This window comes from Candidatus Neomarinimicrobiota bacterium (assembly GCA_022573815.1).
Classification (GTDB): Bacteria; Fidelibacterota; SORT01; order SORT01; family SORT01; genus JACZTG01.
Genome location: JACZTG010000009.1, coordinates 1 through 22799 on the forward strand (window position 1 = coordinate 1; position 22799 = coordinate 22799).

The 22799-nt window shown below is 42.7% G+C and carries 19 protein-coding genes and 1 tRNA gene; 16 read left to right on the forward strand and 4 right to left on the reverse strand.

Features of this window, described 5'->3' with window-relative positions; all coding sequences use genetic code 11:
- Positions 1-100: 100 nt before the first annotated feature.
- A complete protein-coding gene (locus IIB39_05270) occupies positions 101-895 on the forward strand; it encodes an SDR family NAD(P)-dependent oxidoreductase (protein ID MCH8928111.1) in 795 nt (264 codons plus the stop codon).
- A 13-nt stretch (positions 896-908) separates the two neighbouring features.
- Here IIB39_05270 and IIB39_05275 read toward each other — a convergent pair whose 3' ends face one another.
- The 4 genes from IIB39_05275 to IIB39_05290 all read right to left on the reverse strand — a co-directional run bounded on the left by IIB39_05275 (position 909) and on the right by IIB39_05290 (position 5664).
- The gene (locus tag IIB39_05275; GenBank protein MCH8928112.1) at positions 909-4271 is read right to left on the reverse strand and encodes a T9SS type A sorting domain-containing protein; all 3363 of its coding nucleotides are present in this window, start codon (positions 4269-4271) and stop codon (positions 909-911) included.
- 171 nt (positions 4272-4442) lie between these two features.
- Complete coding sequence (locus IIB39_05280) at positions 4443-5168, reverse strand: hypothetical protein (GenBank protein MCH8928113.1); 726 nt, start codon at positions 5166-5168, stop codon at positions 4443-4445.
- A gap of 151 nt (positions 5169-5319) precedes the next feature.
- Positions 5320-5393, reverse strand: a tRNA-Asp gene (locus tag IIB39_05285).
- 19 nt (positions 5394-5412) lie between these two features.
- Complete coding sequence (locus IIB39_05290) at positions 5413-5664, reverse strand: DUF3098 domain-containing protein (GenBank protein ID MCH8928114.1); 252 nt, start codon at positions 5662-5664, stop codon at positions 5413-5415.
- Between the two features lie 175 nt (positions 5665-5839).
- On the opposite strand from IIB39_05290, the gene IIB39_05295 reads away from it, so the two are divergent.
- From IIB39_05295 to IIB39_05365, 15 genes are all read left to right on the forward strand, one after another.
- A protein-coding gene (locus IIB39_05295) for an IS3 family transposase (GenBank protein ID MCH8928115.1) occupies positions 5840-6981 on the forward strand; the annotation gives its coding sequence in 2 pieces (ribosomal slippage) (positions 5840-6095 and positions 6095-6981; 1143 coding nt in all).
- Between the two features lie 501 nt (positions 6982-7482).
- Entirely contained in the window at positions 7483-10287 is a 2805-nt protein-coding gene (locus IIB39_05300; GenBank protein MCH8928116.1) for a carboxypeptidase regulatory-like domain-containing protein, read from the forward strand.
- Between the two features lie 159 nt (positions 10288-10446).
- On the forward strand, positions 10447-10851 hold the full coding sequence (locus IIB39_05305) for a hypothetical protein (protein MCH8928117.1): 405 nt from the start codon (positions 10447-10449) through the stop codon (positions 10849-10851).
- A gap of 207 nt (positions 10852-11058) precedes the next feature.
- A complete protein-coding gene (gene mtnP, locus IIB39_05310; protein MCH8928118.1) occupies positions 11059-11910 on the forward strand; it encodes an S-methyl-5'-thioadenosine phosphorylase in 852 nt (283 codons plus the stop codon).
- Between the two features lie 30 nt (positions 11911-11940).
- The gene (locus IIB39_05315) at positions 11941-12201 is read left to right on the forward strand and encodes a hypothetical protein (protein MCH8928119.1); all 261 of its coding nucleotides are present in this window, start codon (positions 11941-11943) and stop codon (positions 12199-12201) included.
- A 12-nt stretch (positions 12202-12213) separates the two neighbouring features.
- Positions 12214-15357, forward strand: coding sequence for an isoleucine--tRNA ligase (locus IIB39_05320; protein ID MCH8928120.1), 3144 nt, complete (start codon positions 12214-12216; stop codon positions 15355-15357).
- A gap of 14 nt (positions 15358-15371) precedes the next feature.
- Positions 15372-15749, forward strand: a complete 378-nt coding sequence (locus tag IIB39_05325) for a TraR/DksA C4-type zinc finger protein (protein ID MCH8928121.1) — start codon at positions 15372-15374, stop codon at positions 15747-15749.
- A gap of 18 nt (positions 15750-15767) precedes the next feature.
- Positions 15768-16250, forward strand: a complete 483-nt coding sequence (gene lspA, locus IIB39_05330) for a signal peptidase II (protein ID MCH8928122.1) — start codon at positions 15768-15770, stop codon at positions 16248-16250.
- On the forward strand, positions 16199-17221 hold the full coding sequence (locus IIB39_05335) for an RluA family pseudouridine synthase (protein MCH8928123.1): 1023 nt from the start codon (positions 16199-16201) through the stop codon (positions 17219-17221). The genes lspA and IIB39_05335 overlap by 52 nt, the downstream gene beginning before the upstream one ends.
- Positions 17222-17234: 13 nt before the next feature.
- Positions 17235-17924, forward strand: coding sequence for a metal-dependent hydrolase (locus tag IIB39_05340; protein MCH8928124.1), 690 nt, complete (start codon positions 17235-17237; stop codon positions 17922-17924).
- Positions 17914-18885 carry a tyrosine recombinase gene (locus tag IIB39_05345; GenBank protein MCH8928125.1) on the forward strand — a complete coding sequence of 324 codons (972 nt, stop codon included), beginning with the start codon at positions 17914-17916 and terminating at the stop codon, positions 18883-18885. The genes IIB39_05340 and IIB39_05345 overlap by 11 nt, the downstream gene beginning before the upstream one ends.
- Before the next feature lie 24 nt (positions 18886-18909).
- Positions 18910-19236: a ribosome-associated translation inhibitor RaiA gene (raiA, locus tag IIB39_05350; GenBank protein MCH8928126.1), complete on the forward strand. Its 327-nt coding sequence runs from the start codon at positions 18910-18912 to the stop codon at positions 19234-19236.
- Positions 19237-19312: 76 nt separating this feature from the next.
- Positions 19313-20287 carry an NTP transferase domain-containing protein gene (locus IIB39_05355; protein MCH8928127.1) on the forward strand — a complete coding sequence of 325 codons (975 nt, stop codon included), beginning with the start codon at positions 19313-19315 and terminating at the stop codon, positions 20285-20287.
- A gap of 32 nt (positions 20288-20319) precedes the next feature.
- Positions 20320-21450 (forward strand): methionine adenosyltransferase, encoded by a 1131-nt coding sequence (locus tag IIB39_05360; protein MCH8928128.1) that lies wholly within the window; start codon positions 20320-20322, stop codon positions 21448-21450.
- A gap of 39 nt (positions 21451-21489) precedes the next feature.
- On the forward strand, positions 21490-22743 hold the full coding sequence (locus IIB39_05365; GenBank protein ID MCH8928129.1) for an adenosylhomocysteinase: 1254 nt from the start codon (positions 21490-21492) through the stop codon (positions 22741-22743).
- The last annotated feature ends 56 nt before the right edge of the window (positions 22744-22799 follow it).

The following is a 22799-nucleotide window of genomic DNA, read 5'->3' on the forward strand; positions in this document are numbered from 1 at the left end:
TACGGCGCAGGAATATGCCGTTAGGGCGGTGGATTCTATAGACTCGCGAACCCGAACGAAACGAAGAAAAGAACTGCTGGCAAAATAGGCGAACCGGTATTTGAAAACCTGGCAGGAAAGATACGGCGAATGGGCGCTTGTTACCGGAGCATCATCGGGAATCGGAGCGGATTTTGTCCGGCAACTCGCTGAAAAAGGGATGAACGTTATCCTCATCGCGAGACGAACAGAGATGATGGAAGCAATCGCCGAAGAAGTTGAAGAAGCTTACGGAGTTAAAACTCAGGTTATTAGACAGGACTTGATCGAACCCGATGCCGTTGAAAACATCAAGAACGGTGTGAGCGATAAGGAAGTGGGCATCTTAATAAATAACGCCGGATATGGTTCTCTGGGGCGGTTTCACGAGAATGATATGGATTATCAGGTCAATATGGTGAAACTGAATTGTGTTGCCCCTGTAGCTCTTACAGGAGTTTTAATAGGAAAAATGGTAGAGAGAAAGAAAGGCGCAGTCATATTTTTAGCGTCAACGGCGGCGTATCAGGGCGTACCATATTTCAGTGTCTATTCGGCAACAAAATCCTTTAACCTATTTCTTGCCGAAGGATTATGGGGTGAATACAAAAATCTTGGCGTTGATGTGATGGCGCTGTCGCCGGGCTATACCACAACTGAATTTCAATCGCGTGCTAATGTTGAACGGAGTCGCGGTCCTACACCGGCAAAATCGCCGGATGTAGTGAGATTAGCGCTTAAAAAATTAGGCGGTAGAGCTTCTGTTATACACGGAACAATTAATTATATGGGAGCTTTTATGGCGCGGTTAGTTCCGAGAAAAACGGCAGCATCCATCGGTGGCGCAATAATGAAGATGATGCGCCCGGGACTTTGAACAGCCGAATAGATTATTTCAAAAAGAGCATCTTCTTAGTATCGACAAAAACTTTATTGCCTGCCTGAGAGCTGCTGATAGCCTCTAACCGATAAAAATAAACTCCCGACGCGACCAATCTTCCGCTTTCGGCCGAACCGTTCCAGATGACGGTATATTTTCCGGCTGATAAGTCTCTGTCCACAAGCGTCTTCACACGCTGACCGAGAATATTGAAAATGGTTATTTTAACTTTCGCGCTCTGAAAAAGAGAATAATCTATCGAAGTCTCGGGATTAAACGGGTTAGGATAATTCTGCTCAAGAACGAATTGTTTCGGCAGAGCTACGGACAGGTCTTCTTTCACATCAATAGAGCTTCGGACTTCAAACCAGTCCAGCACTCCGGAAAGTAATTCATGCCGCTTGGTAAGTGTCGGGTCTAGTTCCACGAGAGCTTCCATTCCGAACCCTGCCAGGAAAATCTTGTATGTGCCGTTGTCGATAGAAACAGCGGATACGTTTTCTCCAGTAGTTCCATATTTAATCGCTGCTGATGCGTTACCGGTGGGCATAAAGATGTCGGGAGAAGTTTGATTGTGTGCGGCATTGCCGCCGAAAATACCAAATAGAGAAAACCCGTCTGTCACAGGATCTCCTGAGATCCCTCTCATTACAATATCACTTGCGTTATTACCTCCATGACTGACTTCAAAGTAGTCAGTGAGAAGCGTGCTTGCGGGAGGAAGGGACTCGACCACATTCTGTCCTGTAATAAACAGTCTTCCCCCGCCGTCAAGAAATTGAATCAGACTATCTTCTTCTGCCGGACTTATGGCATCTAATCCCGCATCTCCTGTGAACCAAATTATAACGGGAAACCCGAACCGATCGATATTTATTGTTGAGGCGGGGCCCTTATCCATTGATTTCCACTGGCTATATGTAATGCGAAGCGAATCAAGAGCATCGAGATAGAAGTCTATATAATTTCCTGTCGGATCGTCATTCACCAACATCAGATCAGCGGCATTCAGAGTGATATTGATAACATTGTTACCTTCATTCACAGTTATATCGGTGATGTTAACTGCCACGTCCGATAATCCCGGTTCAAGAGTGATGCTTTTATAAGTTATCACACCGGGCAGAGATATAAAGAGGCTGTCGAATCGGTAAAATCCGAGCGAATCAGAAGCGGTCTCTAATACAAAGTCTTCAATTTGATCGCTACCTACGCTTAAAAAGACGGTAGTTTCAACAGGTAACTCTGATATGGCATCTATTATAGTTCCCGATATACTGCCTGTAGGTAACATGGTCAGGTTTATATTCTTAGTGCTACTGCTGCCAAACGCCATAGTAATAGTTGAGGTATCAGGAAAATAAGGATAGGCGGATATTACCTGAGTGAATGATTCGTTCGGCGGATTGAGATCGTCCGCAAGGGCTCGCCATGTATAATAGCCTCCTGAAATTACAGGTTGTTTTATACCTTTTTCAACCAATTCGGCTTGCATATTTTCAATAGGCAAATTTGTGGAAACGTCCTTCACCGTACCCTCAAGAACGGCAACAGGAAGGTTTGTGGTTAAACTCGTTGACATAGTTCCTCTACCGTCGGTATGAACGTTCCAATAATCTCTCCACGCGTCTATAAAATTCTGAAGTTTGCTTATCTCGGCAGCCGAAGCAGTACTGTCCTTTTCAACGAGTAATATAAACGCCTGGCGGTGGTCTTTTATTGAGAAATCCCGGGTTGGTGTTCTCAAGCCTTCCACAGCGATTATATCATCAACGGTGACATTTGTTCGTATTCCTGTTGCCGTGACCCCTGGATTTACAGTGCTCTGAGAAGACCTGTTTGCAATTGTGTTATTTGACTCGCTGCTGATATAAAAGAAATCCGGTACTTCCTCAGGGGAGCGGTATCCCATCAGATAAAGATCGAGATTGCTGAATCCGTTAACAACTGAGGCATTCTCAAAATTGTTCGGGGATTTTTCAACCCAATCGTTTCCTTCTAATGAGGACGATTCGGTAAATGCAAATCGGTTCCAATGCGCATCGCCTCTTCCCAACATCAAATTACTTGCGCCGGTGTCAGTCATAAATTCTACGAATGCGAGCCATTTGTGCCCGGATTCCTGTGCCATAATAGAAAGAAAGCTGTTACCGTCAGTGAAAAACTGTGCCGCAGGATCAGTAATCCAAATGTTAATATCGTTCATGTTCAGGAAGCTTTTAAGCCTTCTTGTTGATCCCCAGTTCGCGGTGTTATCAATTGTTTCTCTGTTTATTCCCTGCACTGCATTACTGACGCCGAGATGAAAGGCGAATCCACCGCCTAAATCAGATGCAAAGTTTGTAAACATTACGATTTGATCGAAATCGTCGCCGTGTGTTTGATAAAACCGTTTAACTGTTTCATTGTAATCCACCTGCGGGAGAGTGTTCCGAGGTCTGAATAACTCGAATAACACATCAAATGAGCTGCCTTTTATGCCCGCCGGCAGTTCAGCGCTGAAATCTACATCAATCGAAGTAGGATCGCTATTTCCTGAATTATAACCTACAATGAGGGTGCCGGAGACGCCGGCAGGTTCTTTGATGTCTATTCCGTTATAGCTGATCTCGAAAGTGCCGGAGCTGCGTAGCGTAAGCTGAATCGTATTAGAATTCGTCTGATCGAATTCAGTGATTTTATTCCATGTTACAACAAATTTAGAGGTGCTGAATTTAACAAACACTCCACCGTTGACGAGTGGATCAAGGTCCGTAAAAAAGGCTGCTATCATAGGCAGCTCCAAATCGAAATCATCTGGATCAAAAAAGTCAGGGTTACCGATATTGCCGAAAGTGACATTCCCGTTTGAACGCACCCAAATATTTGTCCACGTAGTGTCGAAATATGGAAATGAAAAGCCATTGGTAAGGTTAAATTCATGGTTCGTATCGTCGCCCACATTAGGAGGTCTGGTGCCCAAATTTGTGTCGAATGTAAATGCTTTTTGGGTGACATCATAACCGCCACTGCCGTTAGGAGTGAAGAGGAGCGTTTTCTTATCTAAATCAAAAGGGTTTGCCGGTGAGGGCGGAAGGGTCAATGAACCGTCGTCTTCGATGATAGCCAGGTCGCCGACATCGCTATCCGCGGTTACTTTCGGAACAAACTGGATTTTCCTCAGCCGGGATTTTTGCAGTGCATTGAGCTTAATCGCCTTTGAGTGAAGCATATGATCTGACCTCGTACCGCAAATAAAATTATCATAAATATGAGGTCGGCTGATGTCGGTTTCTACGGCTTTTTTTGCGACAGCATTGGAAACGCCATTAAACAGCAAAAGATAGACTATAATGATATTCGTTATTGAAATGTAAAACAATTTTCTGTTCATAACGGTTTATCGCTCCAAAATACTATTTGTTCCCGGATATAAATATTCATCTATAGCGCATATTAGGGGGTCATCGGTGATTTGTCAAGTGTTCAAATCACACTTAAACTCGAAGGCTAAAACTTTTTTTGATTCAGGAATTAAATTATTTTCGATTGAGAGGATATATTGTCAGTTCAATATTTCGTTATAGTAGATAGCAGATAAATGGGGGCTTGCTGAACTCACCTTATTTAAGCCTTTAATTTTTCGGACCGAAAAAGTTATTCTTTTCGTTCTGTTTCGTGAAATACTGTTTCTATAAACCCTGTTTTTATGATCCAATTTAATATCATTTTTCGAATAATATCCGATGGAAAAATCGAGTGAATCAAGTAAATATGATGATTGGTTGGTTATCATTATGTTATGCTCAATGGAATTATTGGATTTATTCCAAATGTGTTCAGCAAAAATCACTTTCGTTACATCCAACAACAACGATTTTTTGGGAGAATCTCCCTTAGAAATCGAAGATTTCCTTTTAAAAATATGTTTTGTCCTGATATTATTTATGACCCAGCTATAAGAAATATCTCGGTAGTCTTCTGAATTGACCTCACCGAATAATTCCCCTCTGAAAATAGCAGAATCTTTTAGGTTTTCTTTTTTCGTCAGATTGATAGACCTGATTTCATCACCATCGGGAGTGACAAATCGGTTATCCTGAAATTCTATTGATACGTCGATATTTTCTCCCCAATCTTTCACTGCTCTGTGATCAATTTCCGAGTAAAATATATGTGCTTCAAAAGTCATTAGAGGAGGATTTTGGAACATATCACATCCGATAAACAAAGTTCCTATTAAAGAGAAAACAAATAGATGCTTCGGTGATACTCTTTTTATTTTTGCCATGATTTCTAAATAATTACTCAATTAAAATTATTTATTGACGTTGGAAGACTTAGTAAGATACTAAACTCCTATGCTTGCCTCAATAATAAAGTGATATATTTCAAAAAGAAATAAAGACCCGCTGAGCTATTAACTCTGCGGGTCAGTAGAGCGGGGTGAACGGGACTCGAACCCGCAACTTCCGGCGTGACAGGCCGGTGCTCTAACCAATTGAACTACCACCCCATTAGGCGATTGGTAAAATTTAAGATTTTTGGTCAGTCTGCGCTTTTACATCCCTATACATAATGGCAATGGGGAGTAAAACAAGATAGCCGACGAAAAGAAGAAGGACTGAGACAGTTAGCGCTTGTTGGCTATAGACCTCTGAGTTCCACATCAGGACATATCCCAAAATAATGAATGCCAGCCCTCCGAAGAAAAACTGGTAATTCCTTTTCCCGTAGGTAATGTCACTTCCGGAACCCTTTCTTCTTGCTCTTAAATTTTTCACCATAATTAAACCGATGCTAATATATAGGCGATGTTGACGGCAGTCAAGAAAAAGATTAGAATATCTGAATTGAATTTAGATATCTCGGTAATTTATATTGTCAGAAGTGGACCCCAAAAACTGGACATTTGTATAGGTGTAATATCCGGATTAACTTAAGTCCGAGGAGGAACACCGAATGACAAAAAGAAAGAGACGTAATCACGCTTCCACATTCAAGGCCAAGGTAGCCCTAGAAGCATTAAAAGGAGAATATACCCTTGCGGAACTTGCCGGCAGATATGATTTGCATTCAAATCAGATCCAACGTTGGAAGAACATGCTCACCGATGGGGCAGTTGATCTGTTTGGCACCGGGGAGAAAGATCGGAAAGACACAGAAGCAGAAATTGATAAACTTCACTCTAAGATCGGTCAGTTGACCATGGAACGAGATTTTTTAGCCAAAGCGTTCGGTCGCTGAGTAAGGAAGAGCGCAGAGCAATGATAAATGAAGATCAGACACTGTCAAAGACGACCAAGTGTGATCTATTTGAAATCAGCAGATCCACCTTGTACTATAAACTCAAAAGGAGTGAACCGGACGAACAAGAGTTGACCTTGTGCCGGCTGTTGGATGAGCTTCACATAAAGTATCCATGGATGGGTAGCCGTAGTTTAAGGGATCAGGTCAATCGCCGAATCGACTATACAGTCAACCGAAAGAGAATCCAGAGACTCATGGGACTGATGTGTATCAACGCTATATACAGCAAGCCTAATACCAGTAAGCGGGGAAAGGGTCATAAGATCTATCCGTATTTACTTCGAAATCTGACCATTGATCGTCCCAACCAGGTCTATGCTGCTGATATCACTTATATCCCTATGCCTATGGGCTTTGTTTACCTAATGGCTATTACAGACTGGTATAGCCGGAAGGTCTTGAGTTGGCGAATCTCAATCAGTATGGAAAGTGATTTCTGTGTTGAGGCATTGAAAGAAGCGATAGATCGGTATGGTAAACCTGAGATATTCAATACGGATCAAGGATCCCAGTTTACTAGCGATGATTTTATCTCTGTCCTAAAAGATGCTCAGATAAAGATTAGCATGAATGGTAAGGGTCGTTGGTTGGATAACGTATTTATTGAGAGATTATGGCGGAGCTTGAAATATGAGGAAGTTTATTTAAAGGCCTACGAATCAGTAAGAGAGGCAAGAAGATCAATCAGAACATGGATGGACTTTTACAATTCTGAAAGAACTCATCAATCACTTGACAGAAGGACTCCTGATGAGGTATATTTTTCTGAATTTAATAGGAATCGTGCAGCATGATAAACACCGGAACTTTGACACCTAAGAATCAATGAAATCTGTCCAAACAGTAGGGTCCACTTCTGTGTTCTTCTGATTGTCTTAATTGTAGTAGGATTTAATGTATTGGAGATGGGTGAACGATTGCAAAATTATGGACGAAATGAATCATTTTTTATTCGAAATAAATCAGTTGAAAGGTTGTAATCAACTGTCTCAAACAATGTATTTTAAATTCTCCAAGCTGGCACGATTGTTGTACTTACATCGAGCTATAGCTAAAAGAGATATTGCCGATATAAAGGTAAGTTCGAAAAATGTAGGTGAGGCGAGAAAATGCTGATGCTGGGGGATATTATTTATATTGTTGGTAGCAGTATAATCCACAACAATAAGTCTATTAATAATAACGGGTGTGATTTAAATTACATTTTAGCGGAACTATCATCCATTTTTAGTAGTAAGGATAATGTCTTATAATATTACAGATAAGTGAGGATCAACAAAGCAAAGGAGTAACACATGGTATCAAATGTTACAAATAAAGTCGGCGTAATGTTTATTGTCGTATTGGCGGTAATGATGCTGGGTTTATTTACAGGCGTCGACAGCGTAGTGGCTGCAGGCAATAGCGGACCTCAGAAGGTTTCTGAAAGGGACGCTAAGAACATTGAAATAGCAGCCAAATTTGACGGACAGAAATGGCTGGAGCTTTACAAATCTAACGGCTGGGAAAAAACAAAATTCAGTCGTCTTTCGCTGAAAGCTCAAACTCCTATATTCAAAGATATGTCTCAGAAACTCAGGACTATTCATCAAAGAATGTTAGGAGATGCCAATAGAGCTAAACTGAGTACGCAGAGAAGAGCGATCTTAAAACCGTTTAGACTCTCAAGGGAAGTTACTTCAATAAGCATACGCGGAAGCATTATGAAGCGCGCTCAATTTGTTGCTATCGGATCAACAGTACTTTCATTGAACGGAAGTAATCCTGATACGATTACTGTGGGTGATTCGCTGGTAATAACGGTTGATCTTTTGGGAGATACCGCGTTTTTTGATGTATTTTGGGACGCGAATGATAATCAGGTTGTGGATGCGGGCGATTTCAGTCTGTTTGAAGATGACGAAGATGCGTTCGTTGTTGACAATGGATTTGAAGATGAGAATCCGGCTGCAGGTACGATTCAGATAACTCTGTATCCATTTGAAGATGAAGAAGATGTTTTTCTGATAGTAGCTGAAAGCAGCTGGCTGATAACGGTTAATGATGGTGTCGGTATGGTGGCAGATACCGCAGCTCTGAGAGTAGAAGCCGATCCGTCATCGTTTACGGTTTCAGGTTCTGTGGGAACTCATGAAGGGGTGCTGATACTTGCATTTGAAGGAGCCGTTGAGGAGACTTTCGAAGATGGACCGGAATCATTTGCTCTGACAATTTCAGACGCTTCAGGTAACTATACACTGGATCTTCCCACTGAAAGTCCGGGCTTCTGGTTTATCGGGGCGGTTGATGCATTCGATGTGACCGGTGGTCTGTTTCCTGATCCCGCGGGTTATTTTGAGTTGGTTGCGGGAGACGTAACCATGATAGATTTTAATTTTATATCCGGTGACGCAACTATAACAGTTTCTGTACAAGACAACAACGGTTTGGCTCTTGTAGGAGTCCCGGTAACGGCGTTTCAGGATGATGGATTTGGTGCGGAAGTATTCGGCACAACCAACTCTATTGGGATAGTCGATTTCGCTGTTGTTGGAGGAGATTGGAACGTATTCGCAGAACCTGATTGGTTTAACCCGAATTATTTAGTGCCATTCACCCAGTACGTTAATGTACCTACGGGTGGTTTCGCGCTTGTAAATCTGGTAGCCTATAACACAGATAGCTTTATTACTGGTACTACATTTCTGAATTTAACCGCTACAGGTGGATTTGAGGTCAGAGGAACATCTCAGCTTGGATATACTTTGACTACGAGTGAGGCTGCAGGAGGCACTTATTCACTGCCTACATCCAGCTTCGCTGATCTCGAAATGGGCAACAACGGGTACTGTGTTGCGGTATGTCATTTGTCGGAAAACCAATTTTCACCTCAAGACCAATATGAGATAGCTTCGGACAGTGTTGGTGTTAATCTATACGTATATACAACTCAGGGTGCGATCGAGGGTTTTGTCCTCAACCTTGACAACGGAGAGCCGGTTCCATTTGCAGGAGTTGATGTTTATGACGTTACCGGATTTGTGAATTTCGGCGGGACAGACGAGAGCGGATATTATTGGATTCCCGTCTTGAACGGTACATATACTGTTGAAGCCTTTGCGGATGGATTTGAACAGGCTATTGTGGAAGGCGTAGTAGTTCTTGATAATACAGTAAATGTTGACTTCAACCTCCAGCCGCGTACAAGTGGTCTTCCTGATGTCTTCTCGGTTCGGGATTTTCCTGACGACCAGGGTCGACAGGTAATAGTTGGGTGGTATGGGGTGTCTCTGGACTTTGCTGATGTCACAAATTATTCTCTCTGGAGACTCGATGAGAGCGAAGGAGGTGAAGTTGACACGACCTTTATAAAATCTATTCCTGATGTAAATCTTCATAGATATTTTAGGGACGCTCCAACTCGCGGTGACTTTATCCCACCCAGTCAATTCTTTCCGTCGACATTTTTGGTTATCGCACATACCGAGTTCGACGGCTTCCTTATGGGTTCCCCGGGTACAGGTGAGTCTGTGGATAATCTCATACCTGAAGCGCCATCGTTAGTCGGAGCAGCGAATGCAGCGGGTATTGAGTTGAGCTGGACTGAAATAGTCGAGGAAGAGGCTAAATTCTATACCGTATATCGTTCAGTAGGAGACGGCGCAGGATTTTCGCCTCTTGCGAATGTAACTGGAACGGTATATCTCGACAGTGAATTTTCAGTAAGAGGTACATACGTATATTATGTAACCGCCACTGACTTTTCAGAACAGGAAGGAGAATCTTCAAACGAATTCTCCTTCTTGATTACAGGTGTTGATGGTTTCTCAGGCGCGATTCCGAAAGTTTTCGCACTTGACCAGAACTATCCAAATCCGTTTAACCCCACAACGAGGATAAACTATCAGTTACCTGTTTCAGGTAATGTCGTAGTGGAGGTATATAATCTGAAAGGTGAGATCGTAACTACACTTGTAGACGGACTTATGCAGGCAGGATTCCATTCTGTTGAATGGAACGGACTTACATCTACAGGTAATCAGATATCATCAGGTGTTTACCTGTATAGGATTCAGGCAGGAGATTTCAATAAGGTCCGTAAAATGATAATGTTGAAATAGCGCTGTTTGTAATTCGTAATATAAGGGTCGGTTCCTGTTTCGGGACCGACCCTTTATATTTTATTGAGATGAAAAAGCTGAATATTTTCAAAAATATCTTGATTAATAATAAAATTAAGCTAAAATGGTAGGGAAGTAACTAAACAGTCGGTATCAAATATGCTGAAAAAATCATCTTTAACGTTTATTCTTATATTTCTGATTGTTGGCAGCCTTTCGGGCGAAACCGACATCAGCAATTTGTCAGCGTATCCGAAAGACAACGGTATCGTATTAGAATGGGACTCCGGGATAGAATTAGAGTTGGAAGGATATGAAATTCAACGGAGTACGTCCGGCGGAACATTCATAGTCTTAACTACAATTAAGGCGTTAGGCAGTAACAGCAGCTATACCTATTTTGATGAATCGGTATTTTCAAAATCTACTGTCCGAACATATAGTTATCGATTAAAAATCTTAGATAGTGACGGGTCGTTCTCGTACTCAAAATTGGTAAGCGTTACTCCCACACTCTCGGCGGCTCGAGAGACATGGGGCAGCATTAAAGCTCTCTTCAGATAATAATTATACAAATCTATTAAGTTTTTCACTCTCACTTCTCTGATAATTTCTTAAATACAGCTCAGATTCACAGAGACTTTACCAGCACAAATTATTACGCCACTTTCAGCTGATTTTGACGGGCTTTTCACTTGACATTATATGAGCATGTATATAATTTGCGAGGCTTAGATGAAATAGGGAATAAGAGTGGAAAATAGTGCAAAAATCGGTATTATCGGTGGTTCGGGATTCTACAAAATAGAAGGTCTGGAAAGGATTAGTGAGCTGTCTGTTGACACTCCGTGGGGGAGTCCTTCGGATAAATATTCCCTGTTCAGTTACGAAGAAAAAGAGATAATATTTTTGCCGCGTCACGGAAGAGGTCATAAACTTCTTCCATCGGAAATAAATTATCGCGCTAATATATACGGAATGAAAAAGTTGGGAGTTGAACGGATTATATCTGTTTCTGCGGTAGGGTCATACAGGCAGGAGATTGCTCCGCGCGATATTGTGATTGTGGATCAATTTTTTGACCGAACAAGATATACAGAAAATAATTCTTTTTTTGGTGATGGAATTGTGGGTCACGTATCGCTGGCGGAACCTGTCTGTCCTGTATTGTCTGAGGTTCTCTATAATTCGCTGATTCAGCAAGAATTGAAAGTGCATCAGGGTGGCACTTATGTTAATATGGAAGGACCGGCATTTTCCACGAAAGCCGAAAGTCAATTCTTTAAGAAAATGGGGATGGACGTTATCGGCATGACAAATATGAGGGAAGCACGGTTGGCGAGAGAAGCGGAAATCTGTTTTTCTACGATTGCGCTTGTGACCGATTACGATGCGTGGCACGAAGAATTAGAGCCGGTATCAGTGCCTGAAGTTATGACCAATTTAAAAGCATCGATTGAATCGGCAAGAGCAGGAATTATGTCGTCTTTATCAAATATTCCTGAAAAAAGGGAATGTGCGTGCGCTACAGCGTTAAGCAGCGCCCTGATGACTGATAATAATAGTATAAGTCCTGAATCAAGGGAGAAATTATCGTTACTTATAAACAAATATCTAAACTGAACGCCGGGATTTGGACTGGAGGATCGTGGAGTGATAACAGATATTGAGCTTGAAGGCATCATTCATGAAACGGAAGCGTCTCTCTCAGAGATGTTTACCGGAACAAAGGTTTTAAGTTTTGTGAAAGAAGTTGACGGGTCTATCGTTGTCGAGGTAAGGACATCTGCTGAAGGTTTAGAGGATGTTGAGGAAGAGCTTGCTGCGAAAGCTGCAGATTTACATGCAGAGTATGATTACGAATTTATATTTATCGTTAGGAGCGAAAGCGATGATGAATCAACTGATGATTAATAGTCATATCCATTGATAAAAAAAGCACAAAGCAAAGTAGATTTTGTCGCTCTGGAGAAAGAAATCCTCAGGTGGTGGGAAGAGGAGAAAACTTTCGAAAAACTCCGGGAAAAGAACAAGGGGAATAAAACATTTTCATTCCTTGACGGACCCATTACGGCCAATAATCCTATGGGAGTTCATCATGCCTGGGGAAGAACTTACAAAGACGTATTTCAACGCTACAAAGCGATGCAAGGTTTCGATCAGCGGTATCAGAATGGATTTGACTGTCAGGGACTCTGGGTCGAAGTTGAAGTAGAAAGGGAACTCGGATTCAAGTCCAAAAAGGATATAGAAAAATACGGTATTGGTAAGTTTGTCGAAAAATGTAAGGAACGGGTAAGAAAATACTCGGCGATTCAATCGGAACAATCTATCAGGCTCGGTTACTGGATGGATTGGGACAATTCCTATTACACCTATTCTGATGAAAACAACTACACCATTTGGACATTCCTGAAAAAATGCTACGACAGAGGACTGATATACAAGGGTGATGATGTTATGCCCTGGTGTCCCCGCTGCGGAACATCGCTTTCCGAACATGAGATCGCCACAGAAGGTTATGCTGAAATAAAACATACGAGCGTCTTCGTTCAATTCCCTCTTATAGGAAAAGAAAATGAACATCTTCTCATTTGGACTACTACACCGTGGACACTCGCAGCCAACGTCTCTGCAGCGGTCAAGGAAGAGATTCAATATGTCAAAATTGAAAATGAGGGAAAAATTCTCTATCTGGCGGAAAACAGGCTTGAGGAGATTAACGGAGAATATAAAATCCTTGAAAAATTGAAAGGCAAAGATCTTTTGGGTTGGGAGTATTCAACTCCGTTCGGGGATTTGGAGGTTCAGAAAGGTGTTGAGCACAAAATAATCAGCTGGGAAGACGTGAGCGACGAAGAAGGTACGGGCATAGTTCATATCGCTCCCGGTTGCGGACGCGAGGATTATGGTCTCAGCAAAAAATACGGTTTATCGGTTATTAAAACTCTTGATGAAGCGGGAAATTATATTGCCGGCTTTGGAGAACTGACAGGGAAAAACGTAGCTGAAGTAAATGACAGGCTGTTCGCGCATCTCAAAGAAAAAGACGTCTTATATCAAAAACGCACGATAAGTCACAGGTATCCTGTTTGCTGGCGGTGTAAGACTGAACTTGTGTTCAGGCTTGTGGATGAATGGTTTATTGCGATGGACGAACTCCGCGAAGAGATAAAGGCTGTCACACGGAAAATTAATTGGATGCCTTCATTCGGACTTGAAAGAGAGCTCGATTGGCTTTCTAATATGCAGGACTGGAACATATCCAAAAAACGTTATTGGGGATTGGCGCTTCCGATTTACGAATGTAAGGAGTGCGGTCATATTGATGTTATAGGAAGCCGTGAAGAATTGCAGGAAAGAGCCGTAGCAGGTTGGGATGAATTTGACGGTCACTCTCCTCATAAACCGTGGATAGATAAAGTGAAGATAGCTTGCTCGGAATGCGGCGACGAGGTTTCGCGAATCCCTGACGTAGGAAATCCCTGGCTCGACGCGGGAATCGTCCCTTATTCCACAATGGGCTATAATTCTGATAGAAGCCACTGGGAGAAATGGTTTCCTGCTGATTTCATAACTGAATCGTTTCCGGGGCAGTTCAGGAATTGGTTTTACAGTTTGCTTGCCATGAGCGCGGTAATGGAGAATAGGGAGCCTTTTTTAAATGTGCTTGGTCACGCCCTTGTTAAGGATGAAAAGGGTGAAGATATGCATAAAAGCGCCGGTAACGCCATTCTGTTTGATGACGCGGCAGATGATATTGGAGTTGATGTATTGCGCTGGATGTACGCAGCACAAAACCCGTATAATAATCTGCTATTCGGTCATGACCTGGCAAATGAAGACAGACGTAAGATTCTCACTCTATGGAACGTTTACGCATTTTTCACCACTTACGCATCCATAGACAAATACGACCCGAATAAAAGAACGGATGTGAAAAGCAGGAATGAACTCGACAGATGGCTTATAGCAAAAACTAATTTGTTAGTGAAAGAAGCTACTAAGGAGCTTGACGGTTATCAGACCGTGGGCGTTATGAGAAGGGTCGAGAATTATCTTGAGGACCTGTCAAATTGGTATGTTCGACGTTCGCGGAGAAGGTTTTGGAAAAGTTCGAATGACGAAGATAAACTTCAGGCGTACGATACCCTCTATGAGGCGCTGGTTATGTTGATTAAGATTCTCGCTCCCATACTTCCGTTTCTGACTGAAAAAATATATTCTAATTTAGTAAGGGATAGCATTGATGGCGCCCCCGAATCTGTTCATCTCTCAGACTGGCCCGAAGCGGATGAAGATCTGATTGAAGAAGGGCTTATTAAGGCAATTGACATCGTTATAAAAGCAGTAGAAGCCGGAAGAGCGGCACGAAACAAATCGCAAATAAAAGTCAGGCAACCGTTGAATGAGGTTCATTTCTACTCGGATTCTGAGGAAGAGAGGAAGATTCTTGTTGATCTGTCAGATGAGATTTTAGAAGAATTAAATATCAAAAAATTAAGTGTTCTTGAGGATATAAGCGATCTTTCCACCATGACCGCGCAGCCGAATTATAATCTTCTCGGACCTGCGTTTGGGAAAGACGCGCAGGGGTTAGCAAACGCTATTAAGGAACTGAACGCGGAGGAACTGAGTACAATCCTAAAAGAAAAAGGTAGTCTGATTGTAGTGAGCAATGATAAGGAATTCAGTGTAACAACGGAGATGGTCAGTTTTGAGCATGAGGTCGCTGAAGGAATGGTAGTTGTCGATAACAACGGGATGGTTGCAGTGTTAGACACGACATTGACTCAGGAATTACTGCGGCAAGGCATGGTAAGAGACCTGGTTCACGAAATAAATAATTTAAGAAAGGAAGCGGATTTTGATGTATCTGACAGAATAATATTGTATCTTTCCATTAGCGGCGAGTTGTTAGAAGCTGTTAAGGAAAATGAAAAATATCTTGCAGACGAGGTGCTTGCGGAAAATATAGAATTTGAATTTGAAAATGGAGAATATAGCCGGGAACTGCTGATCGGAGAAGAAAAATTGACTGTTGGGATTGAGAGAATCTCCGGCTCTTAAAAGACTTGTTAAATATGAATAAAAAAGACAAAACGCGATATAAAAAAATAATACTTGATAAGCGTGAGATTCTGGTAGAAGAGTTAGGGGAATTGAAAGAAACGGCGATAGAAAAATCCTCTCGCCGATCTTCCGGAGATGCCTCAAATTATTCATTCCATATGGCTGATTTAGGGACAGATTCTGAGGAAAGAGAAAAGGCTTATCTGTTCTTAGCAAGAGAAAACAAGTACCTGGGCTATCTTAATGAGGCGCTTGAAAGGCTCGAACGCGGGGAATACGGAGTATGCAAAGTGTGTGGAGAAGCCATTCCGGATAAACGGTTAGAGGCAGTTCCTCATGCGACTATGTGTGTTCCCTGCAAGACTGAAGTCAAAGTAAACGGCATTTAAAATTTCAGGAATATATCCGTGCTGAAATCACTTTCGGTAGCCGGTTTAGTAGTAATCTTCGACCAAATCACAAAACAGGTCGTCAGAAATAATATGGGTGTAGGCGATTCTTTCGACATTCTCGGCACTCTTCTTCGTTTTACTTTCGTGGAAAATAAAGGATTGGCTTTCAGTATAAAAGTGTCGAACCTTGCCATATTCACAGGGTTATCATTTATCGCAAGCGCTGTTGTGCTCTATTACCTGTATAAATACAGAAACGAAGGCATTAGTGTTTACCTTCCGCTTGCGCTTATCTTCGGTGGCGCAGTCGGGAATATGATTGACAGGGTTCTTTTCAGCAAGGTAGTTGATTTCATAGATGTGGGAATATCAAGTTACAGGTGGCCTGTCTTCAATGTGGCGGATTCCGCCGTTTCAGTGGGGCTTGTCTGGTTCTTAATCGCATCATGGATGATGAAAGGGGAGGAAAAAGAACCGGAAGTAGAGACAGCAGATTGAGCAACCAGCTCACAATTGCTGTTCCTGAAAATAAAAAACCTGAACGGATAGATGTGTTTCTCTCAAGGCAGATTGGTGATCTAAGCCGTAGTCAACTCAAACGGCTCATAACAGGAGCCGACGTTCTTGTTAACGGTAAGCCTGTCCGTCCAAGTTATATGATCGACCCGGGCGAAAAAATTGAAATAACGATTCCCGGCCCCGAACCAATCAAGGCAGAGCCTGAAGATATTCCATTAGATATTGTTTTTGAAGACGAAAGCTTAATAGTCATAAACAAGACTGCCGGTATAGTGGTTCATCCTGCAAGGGGGAATTTGCGCGGCACTCTTGTAAATGCACTGCTCCATTATTCAAATTCTCTTTCTTCCGGCAGTGACGAATTCAGACCGGGAATTGTCCATCGGCTCGATAAAGGAACGAGCGGACTCATTATGATTGCGAAGAACGACACCGTACACGCGGCAATAACAAATAAATTTATGTTAAGAGAAATAAAAAAAGAATACAGCGCGATTATTTGGGATAAAATGCCAAAAAATGAAGGAAAGATTGACGAATCGGTGGGCAGGAGCAAGAAAGACAGAACTAAAATGGCGGCCGGCGTGATTGGCAAATCAGCAGTCACAAACTATTCTGTCGATGTGGTGATGGATTTCACTTCTCTGCTTACTCTGCGGCCGCTCACCGGAAGAACCCATCAGCTGCGGGTTCATTTCGCTCATATTGACCGACCAATATTCGGCGATGCGGAGTACGGGGGACGCGGGCGAATGGCTGGGATGATCACTCCTGAGAGAAGAAAAGTTGCTGTTAAGGCGTTGGATCTCATTTCAAGACAAGCTCTTCACGCCAGCAGATTGACACTTGACCATCCTGTGACAGGTAAGGAGATTGAGTTTTATTGTCCGCTTCCGGAGGATTTTAAATCTGTGCTTGAACAGTTTGAAGTAGAAAAATACACCAAATAGAAGGGGAGTTATAATGGCTGTCCTCACATATTTTGGGCATTCAGCGGTTCAGATAGAATCCAATGATGCCAATATTCTTATCGACCCGTTTATTTCAGAAAACCCGCTTGCGCCGGTCAGCAAAGAAGAATTAAAACCGGACTATATTATTATTACGCACGGTCATGGCGACCATATCGGAGACGCTGTGGAGATTGCGAAAGCGTCGAATTCCACTGTCATAGCGAATTATGAAATCGCAAATTATTTTCAAAAAAAAGGTGTGAAATCGGCGGCAATGCACATTGGGGGAAGGAAAGAATTTCCTTTTGGAACAGTCAAGTTCACCATAGCCCATCACGGCAGCGGACTCGATACTCCTGATGAGGGAATGATATATATGGGCAACCCATGTGGAGTAATCGTTTCCGTTGACGGTAAGAATATATATCATGCCGGCGATACGGGTCTGTTTTTAGATATGAAACTTATCGGCGAGATTACAAATCTTGATATTGCGCTGCTGCCGATTGGGGATAACTTTACAATGGGAATTGAAGACGCGGTTCGAGCAGCCGATTTTCTAAAGGCAAAGTTGAACATACCTATTCACTATAACACATTTGATCTTATAAAAGCTGATCCTGAGGATTTTGCGGCAGGTTTAGAAGCGCTGAATTTATCAGCTAAGACATTAAATCCGGGTGATTCAATTGAAATCTGATGTCGCTATGAAACCGGCGGACAATGATGTTGAGCCGGGAGAGCATCTGAAAAAACATAAATCAGATTTTTTGACCGCGTTAAAGGATCAGCTGAATTATTCCGATAAAACTATTGAAGCATATTCATTGGACATACGGCAATTTACGGAATTTTTAGTGATATATCATTCCAATCCGGGGGTTTTAATAGAAGAGATTGACCGGACCGCGGTGCGGCATTTCCTCGGAAAACTGACCGAGGACGGTATCAGCCGAAAGAGCGCCTCGAGAAAGCTGGCAGCTCTTAAATCATGGTTCAAATACTTAGCGAGAGAAGGCGTTCTGCGTGTGAACCCGGCGAAGAATGTCGTGTTCCCTAAGGTGGAAAAGAAACTTCCCACACCGCTATCCGTTGATGAAGCCCTCAGGCTTCTGATGGCTCCCGTCAGAAATACCTTTGCGGGAGCGAGAGATTCCGCGCTGTTGGAACTATTGTACGGAACCGGCGCTCGGCTTTCTGAAGTCGCCGCTCTGAGCGTTCAAGACCTCAATATTGAATCAGGGAGTCTGAAATTACAGGGGAAGGGTTCAAAAGATAGGATCGTTCCGCTGGGAAAACCGGGATGGGATTCTATTGAAAACTATCTGGTTTATCGCGAATCAAAAAAATATGATGAATCAGTTACGGCATTATTCCTGAACAAGAGCGGCAAAAGACTTTCCGGAAGAGGAATACAGCGGATAGTAAAAAAATATATGGATATGACGGTGGAAAAAAACGCGAAATATCCTCATGTGCTGCGGCACTCTTTTGCCACACATTTGCTTGAAAGAGGCGCGGATTTGAATGCCGTCAAAGAATTGCTCGGTCACGAAGATTTGACTACTACCCAGCTATATACTCACGTGGAAGCGGAAGGATTGAAAAAAACATATAGACAGGCACACCCGAGAGCAGGCTTTGAAAACAGTGAGAAATAAATTCTAACCGTAAAGGAGGGTAGAATGAAGATAGAGATAACGGCGAGAAATTTTAAATTGAGCAATAAACTCAAAAAATATATAGAAAACGAAATTAACAGTCTCGAAAAACATTATGACCGGATATTAGACTGTCAGGTGATCCTTGAAGAAGTTAAAAACGATAGAATAGCGGAGCTGATACTACGAGTTTACGGAAAGAATCTTGTCACAAAGGATACAAGCGACGAAATATTTAAATCAGTAGATGGAGCCGCAGAAAAACTCAGAAGACGGCTGAAGAAGTACAAACAGAAACTTAAAGATTTTGATCATATCGGAAAAGACTTCTATCAAATGGAATTAGAATAGTTGACCTTTAGACAGAAATTGATATATTTAGCGGGTTAAAATCTACAGGAAATAAAGACAGGAACGATTTAGAGATTTGAAAGCAATAGTACCCGCTGCGGGGATAGGAAAACGACTTAGGCCGCATACGCTCACAACACCGAAAGCGCTGTTCAATGTGGCAGGTAAGCCGGTTATCGGTCACATTTTGGACTTTCTTTTAGATGCCGGTGTGGACGAGATTGTTGTGGTTGTTGGCTATGAAGCCTCGCAGGTCGAACGATTTCTAACCGAAAATTATCCAAAATCCACGCGCAGCGTTGTGCAATCCGAGCGAAAGGGACTTGGACACGCCGTAGGAATCGCTTTAGACGATAACGACGAGCCGACAATTATTCTTCTCGGAGACACAATAATAGACATTGATTTGAAGAGTTTATTGGGTAAAACTAACTCGGCTATCGGTGTTCGAAAGGTTGAAAATCCGCAGATGTTCGGGATTGTGGAAATGGATGGGGAGTATGCTTCAAAACTCGTGGAAAAACCCGAAGACCCGGCAAGCGACCTGGCAATAGCGGGAATTTATCGGATACAAAATCAGTCGGTTCTTAAACGCTCGATTGATGGTTTAGTTGAGCAAAATATTACTACAAAGGGTGAGATTCAGCTCACCGATGCTCTTCAGGATATGATTGACAACGGAGAAAAAATAGAAATTTTCGATGTGGAAAATTTATACGATTGCGGCAGCTGGTCAACCATTTTGGAAACGAACAGGATTCTTCTCGACAAATCCGGCGGAAACGATACGAAACAGATTGACAGCATCGTAACGAATCCCTGTTACATAGCGTCATCGGCTCAATTGGTGAATTCTATTGTCGGCCCGCACGTGACGATTGATGAGGGGGCGATAATTAAGAACAGCATTATCACGAACTCTGTGATAGCCAAGGGCGCATCGTTAGAGAACTGTAGTATGACCGGCTCTATAATAGGCGAGCACGCTCTGGTGCATGGAACTGTGCGAAAGCTGAGCGTTGGCGATTATTCAGAAATAAAATTTGACTGATATTAAAAGACAGTAATTATTAAGGGAGACAAATGACAGAGTTCTTATTCACTTCAGAATCGGTAACCGAAGGGCATCCTGATAAAATAGCTGATCAGATTTCTGATTCGGTACTCGATGCGATTTATGAAAACGACAATATGGGTCGCGTGGCTTGTGAAACAATGGTAACTACCGGAATGGTATTGGTAGCGGGGGAAATTACCACCGAAACATATGTGGATATTCCTACTATTGTGAGGAAATGTATAAAGGATATCGGCTATACGGATGCGTCAATGGGATTCGATTTCGAGACCTGCGCCGTATTGACAAGCATTGACCAACAATCACCCGATATTGCTATGGGTGTAGATGCCGATGGAGCGGGTGACCAGGGGATGATGTTCGGTTATGCCACAGACGAAAATGATGCATATATGCCGACTCCGATTCATCTCGCGCACGCACTCACAAAGAGACTTGCCAAGATAAGGAAAACCGGAGAAGTTGATTACCTCAGACCTGACGGTAAATCACAGGTAACGGTAAAGTATGTTGATAACAAACCGGTGTCGATTTCGAACGTTGTGATTTCCACGCAGCACTCGGAATCGGTAAATAATGACACTTTGAGGGAAGACATTATCGAGCTGGTTATAAAGCCGACTATTCCGGAAAATTTCATGGTCAATAATGTGGTTTTCCATATTAACCCAACTGGACGGTTTGTCGAGGGAGGACCTAAAGCCGATGCGGGATTGACCGGCAGGAAGATAATAGCGGATACATACGGCGGATTTGCTGCTCATGGGGGAGGCGCTTTTTCAGGAAAAGACCCCACCAAGGTGGACCGTTCAGCGGCATATATGGCTCGATATGTAACAAAGAACTTAGTTGCGGCGGGTCTGGCGAAAAGATGTCAATTGCAGCTGGCTTATGCCATCGGAGTCGCCGAGCCCGTATCCATACACGTGGAAACTTTTGGAACAGGAACAGTTTCTAATGACGAATTCGTAACTATAATCAATGATAATTTTGACTTGACGCCAAAAGGAATGATGGAAGCACTCAAATTAAGAGCTCCACGTTATAAGAAAACTGCGACTTACGGGCATTTTGGTCGTGATGAAGCGGAATTCACATGGGAGCGATTGGACAAAGTTGAAGATCTTAAAAAATAAAATAAAAATCAGAAAACATATTTTTGTCGGGAGGAATTGATGGGTCACCATATAAAAGATGAATCATTAGCAGATGCGGGAAAAGCGAGGATGGACTGGGCAAACAGAGATATGCCCGTTCTTGCCTTTATTAAAGAGCGGTTTGAAAAAGAAAAACCGCTTGAAGGGGTTAAGATGTCGGCATGCCTGCACGTAACTGCTGAAACGGCAAATTTGGTTAGAACATTGAAGGCAGGAGGCGCTGATATTCTTCTCTGCGCTTCAAATCCGCTAAGTACTCAGGATGATATCACAGCCGCCTTGGTAGTTCATGAAGACATTGAGGTATATGCCATTCATGGCGAAGACGATGAAACGTATTATGCCCATATAAAAGCGGCGTTGGAGCATAAACCCAATATCACAATGGATGACGGAGCGGACTTAGTTACGGTTCTTCACAAAGATTATGAAAGTCAGATATCAGAGATCAAATGTTCGATGGAAGAGACAACAACAGGCGTTAACAGGCTCAAAGCAATGGAAGCAGACGGAGTTCTCAAGCTCCCCGTAGTAGCGGTGAACGACGCGAAGATGAAACATCTCTTTGACAACAGATACGGCACAGGTCAATCAACGGTAGACGGAATTATCAGAGCCACAGATATGCTTATCGCCGGAAAGACCGTTGTTGTAGGCGGATATGGTTGGTGCGGTCGGGGATTCGCCAACAGAATTCGCGGAATGGGGGCGAACGTTATCGTGACGGAAATCGATGCTACCCGCGCTTTGGAAGCTTTGATGGACGGGTTCCGCGTTATGACTATGGACGCGGCAGCCGTTGAAGGCGATTTGTTCTGTACTCTTACCGGTGATATTCATGTCTTAAGAAAAGAACACTTCGAGAAAATGAAAAGTGGAGCGGTTGTCGCCAATTCAGGACATTTCAACGTGGAGATTGATTTGGACGCTCTTAGAGAACTTTCCTCAAAGGTTGTGGAAGACATTAAGGATAACGTTGACGAATATATTATGTCTGACGGCAGGATAATCTATGTTCTCGGAAAGGGCCGCCTTATAAATCTTGCAGCCGCTGAAGGACATCCGGCAAGCGTAATGGATATGAGTTTTGCGGTGCAGGCTCTCTCTTCCGAGTACAGCTTGAAGAACGATCTCGATGTGGGAGTTCATGCAGTTCCGGCATATATTGACGAACTTGTGGCTAAGCTCAAACTTGAAAGTATGGGCGCAACTATTGACACTCTTACCTCTGAACAAGAGAAATATTTATCGTCATGGGATCAGGGAACTTGATCCGGAACAGCTAATTAATACCGGCAGCATTTGCCGTGTTAATTAACTGCTTGCTA

Bases quoted from the DNA above. Each gene is read 5' to 3' on its own strand.
- IIB39_05365 (MCH8928129.1), top strand. From the start codon at position 21,490: ATGGGTCACCATATAAAAGATGAATCATTAGCAGATGCGGGAAAAGCG.
- IIB39_05340 (MCH8928124.1), top strand. From the start codon at position 17,235: ATGGCTGTCCTCACATATTTTGGGCATTCAGCGGTTCAGATAGAATCC.
- IIB39_05305 (MCH8928117.1), top strand. From the start codon at position 10,447: ATGCTGAAAAAATCATCTTTAACGTTTATTCTTATATTTCTGATTGTT.
- IIB39_05360 (MCH8928128.1), top strand. From the start codon at position 20,320: ATGACAGAGTTCTTATTCACTTCAGAATCGGTAACCGAAGGGCATCCT.
- IIB39_05300 (MCH8928116.1), top strand. From the start codon at position 7,483: ATGGTATCAAATGTTACAAATAAAGTCGGCGTAATGTTTATTGTCGTA.
- IIB39_05280 (MCH8928113.1), bottom strand. From the start codon at position 5,168: ATGGCAAAAATAAAAAGAGTATCACCGAAGCATCTATTTGTTTTCTCT.
- IIB39_05325 (MCH8928121.1), top strand. From the start codon at position 15,372: ATGAATAAAAAAGACAAAACGCGATATAAAAAAATAATACTTGATAAG.
- IIB39_05335 (MCH8928123.1), top strand. From the start codon at position 16,199: ATGGATGATGAAAGGGGAGGAAAAAGAACCGGAAGTAGAGACAGCAGA.
- IIB39_05275 (MCH8928112.1), bottom strand. From the start codon at position 4,271: ATGAACAGAAAATTGTTTTACATTTCAATAACGAATATCATTATAGTC.
- raiA (MCH8928126.1), top strand. From the start codon at position 18,910: ATGAAGATAGAGATAACGGCGAGAAATTTTAAATTGAGCAATAAACTC.
- IIB39_05290 (MCH8928114.1), bottom strand. From the start codon at position 5,664: ATGGTGAAAAATTTAAGAGCAAGAAGAAAGGGTTCCGGAAGTGACATT.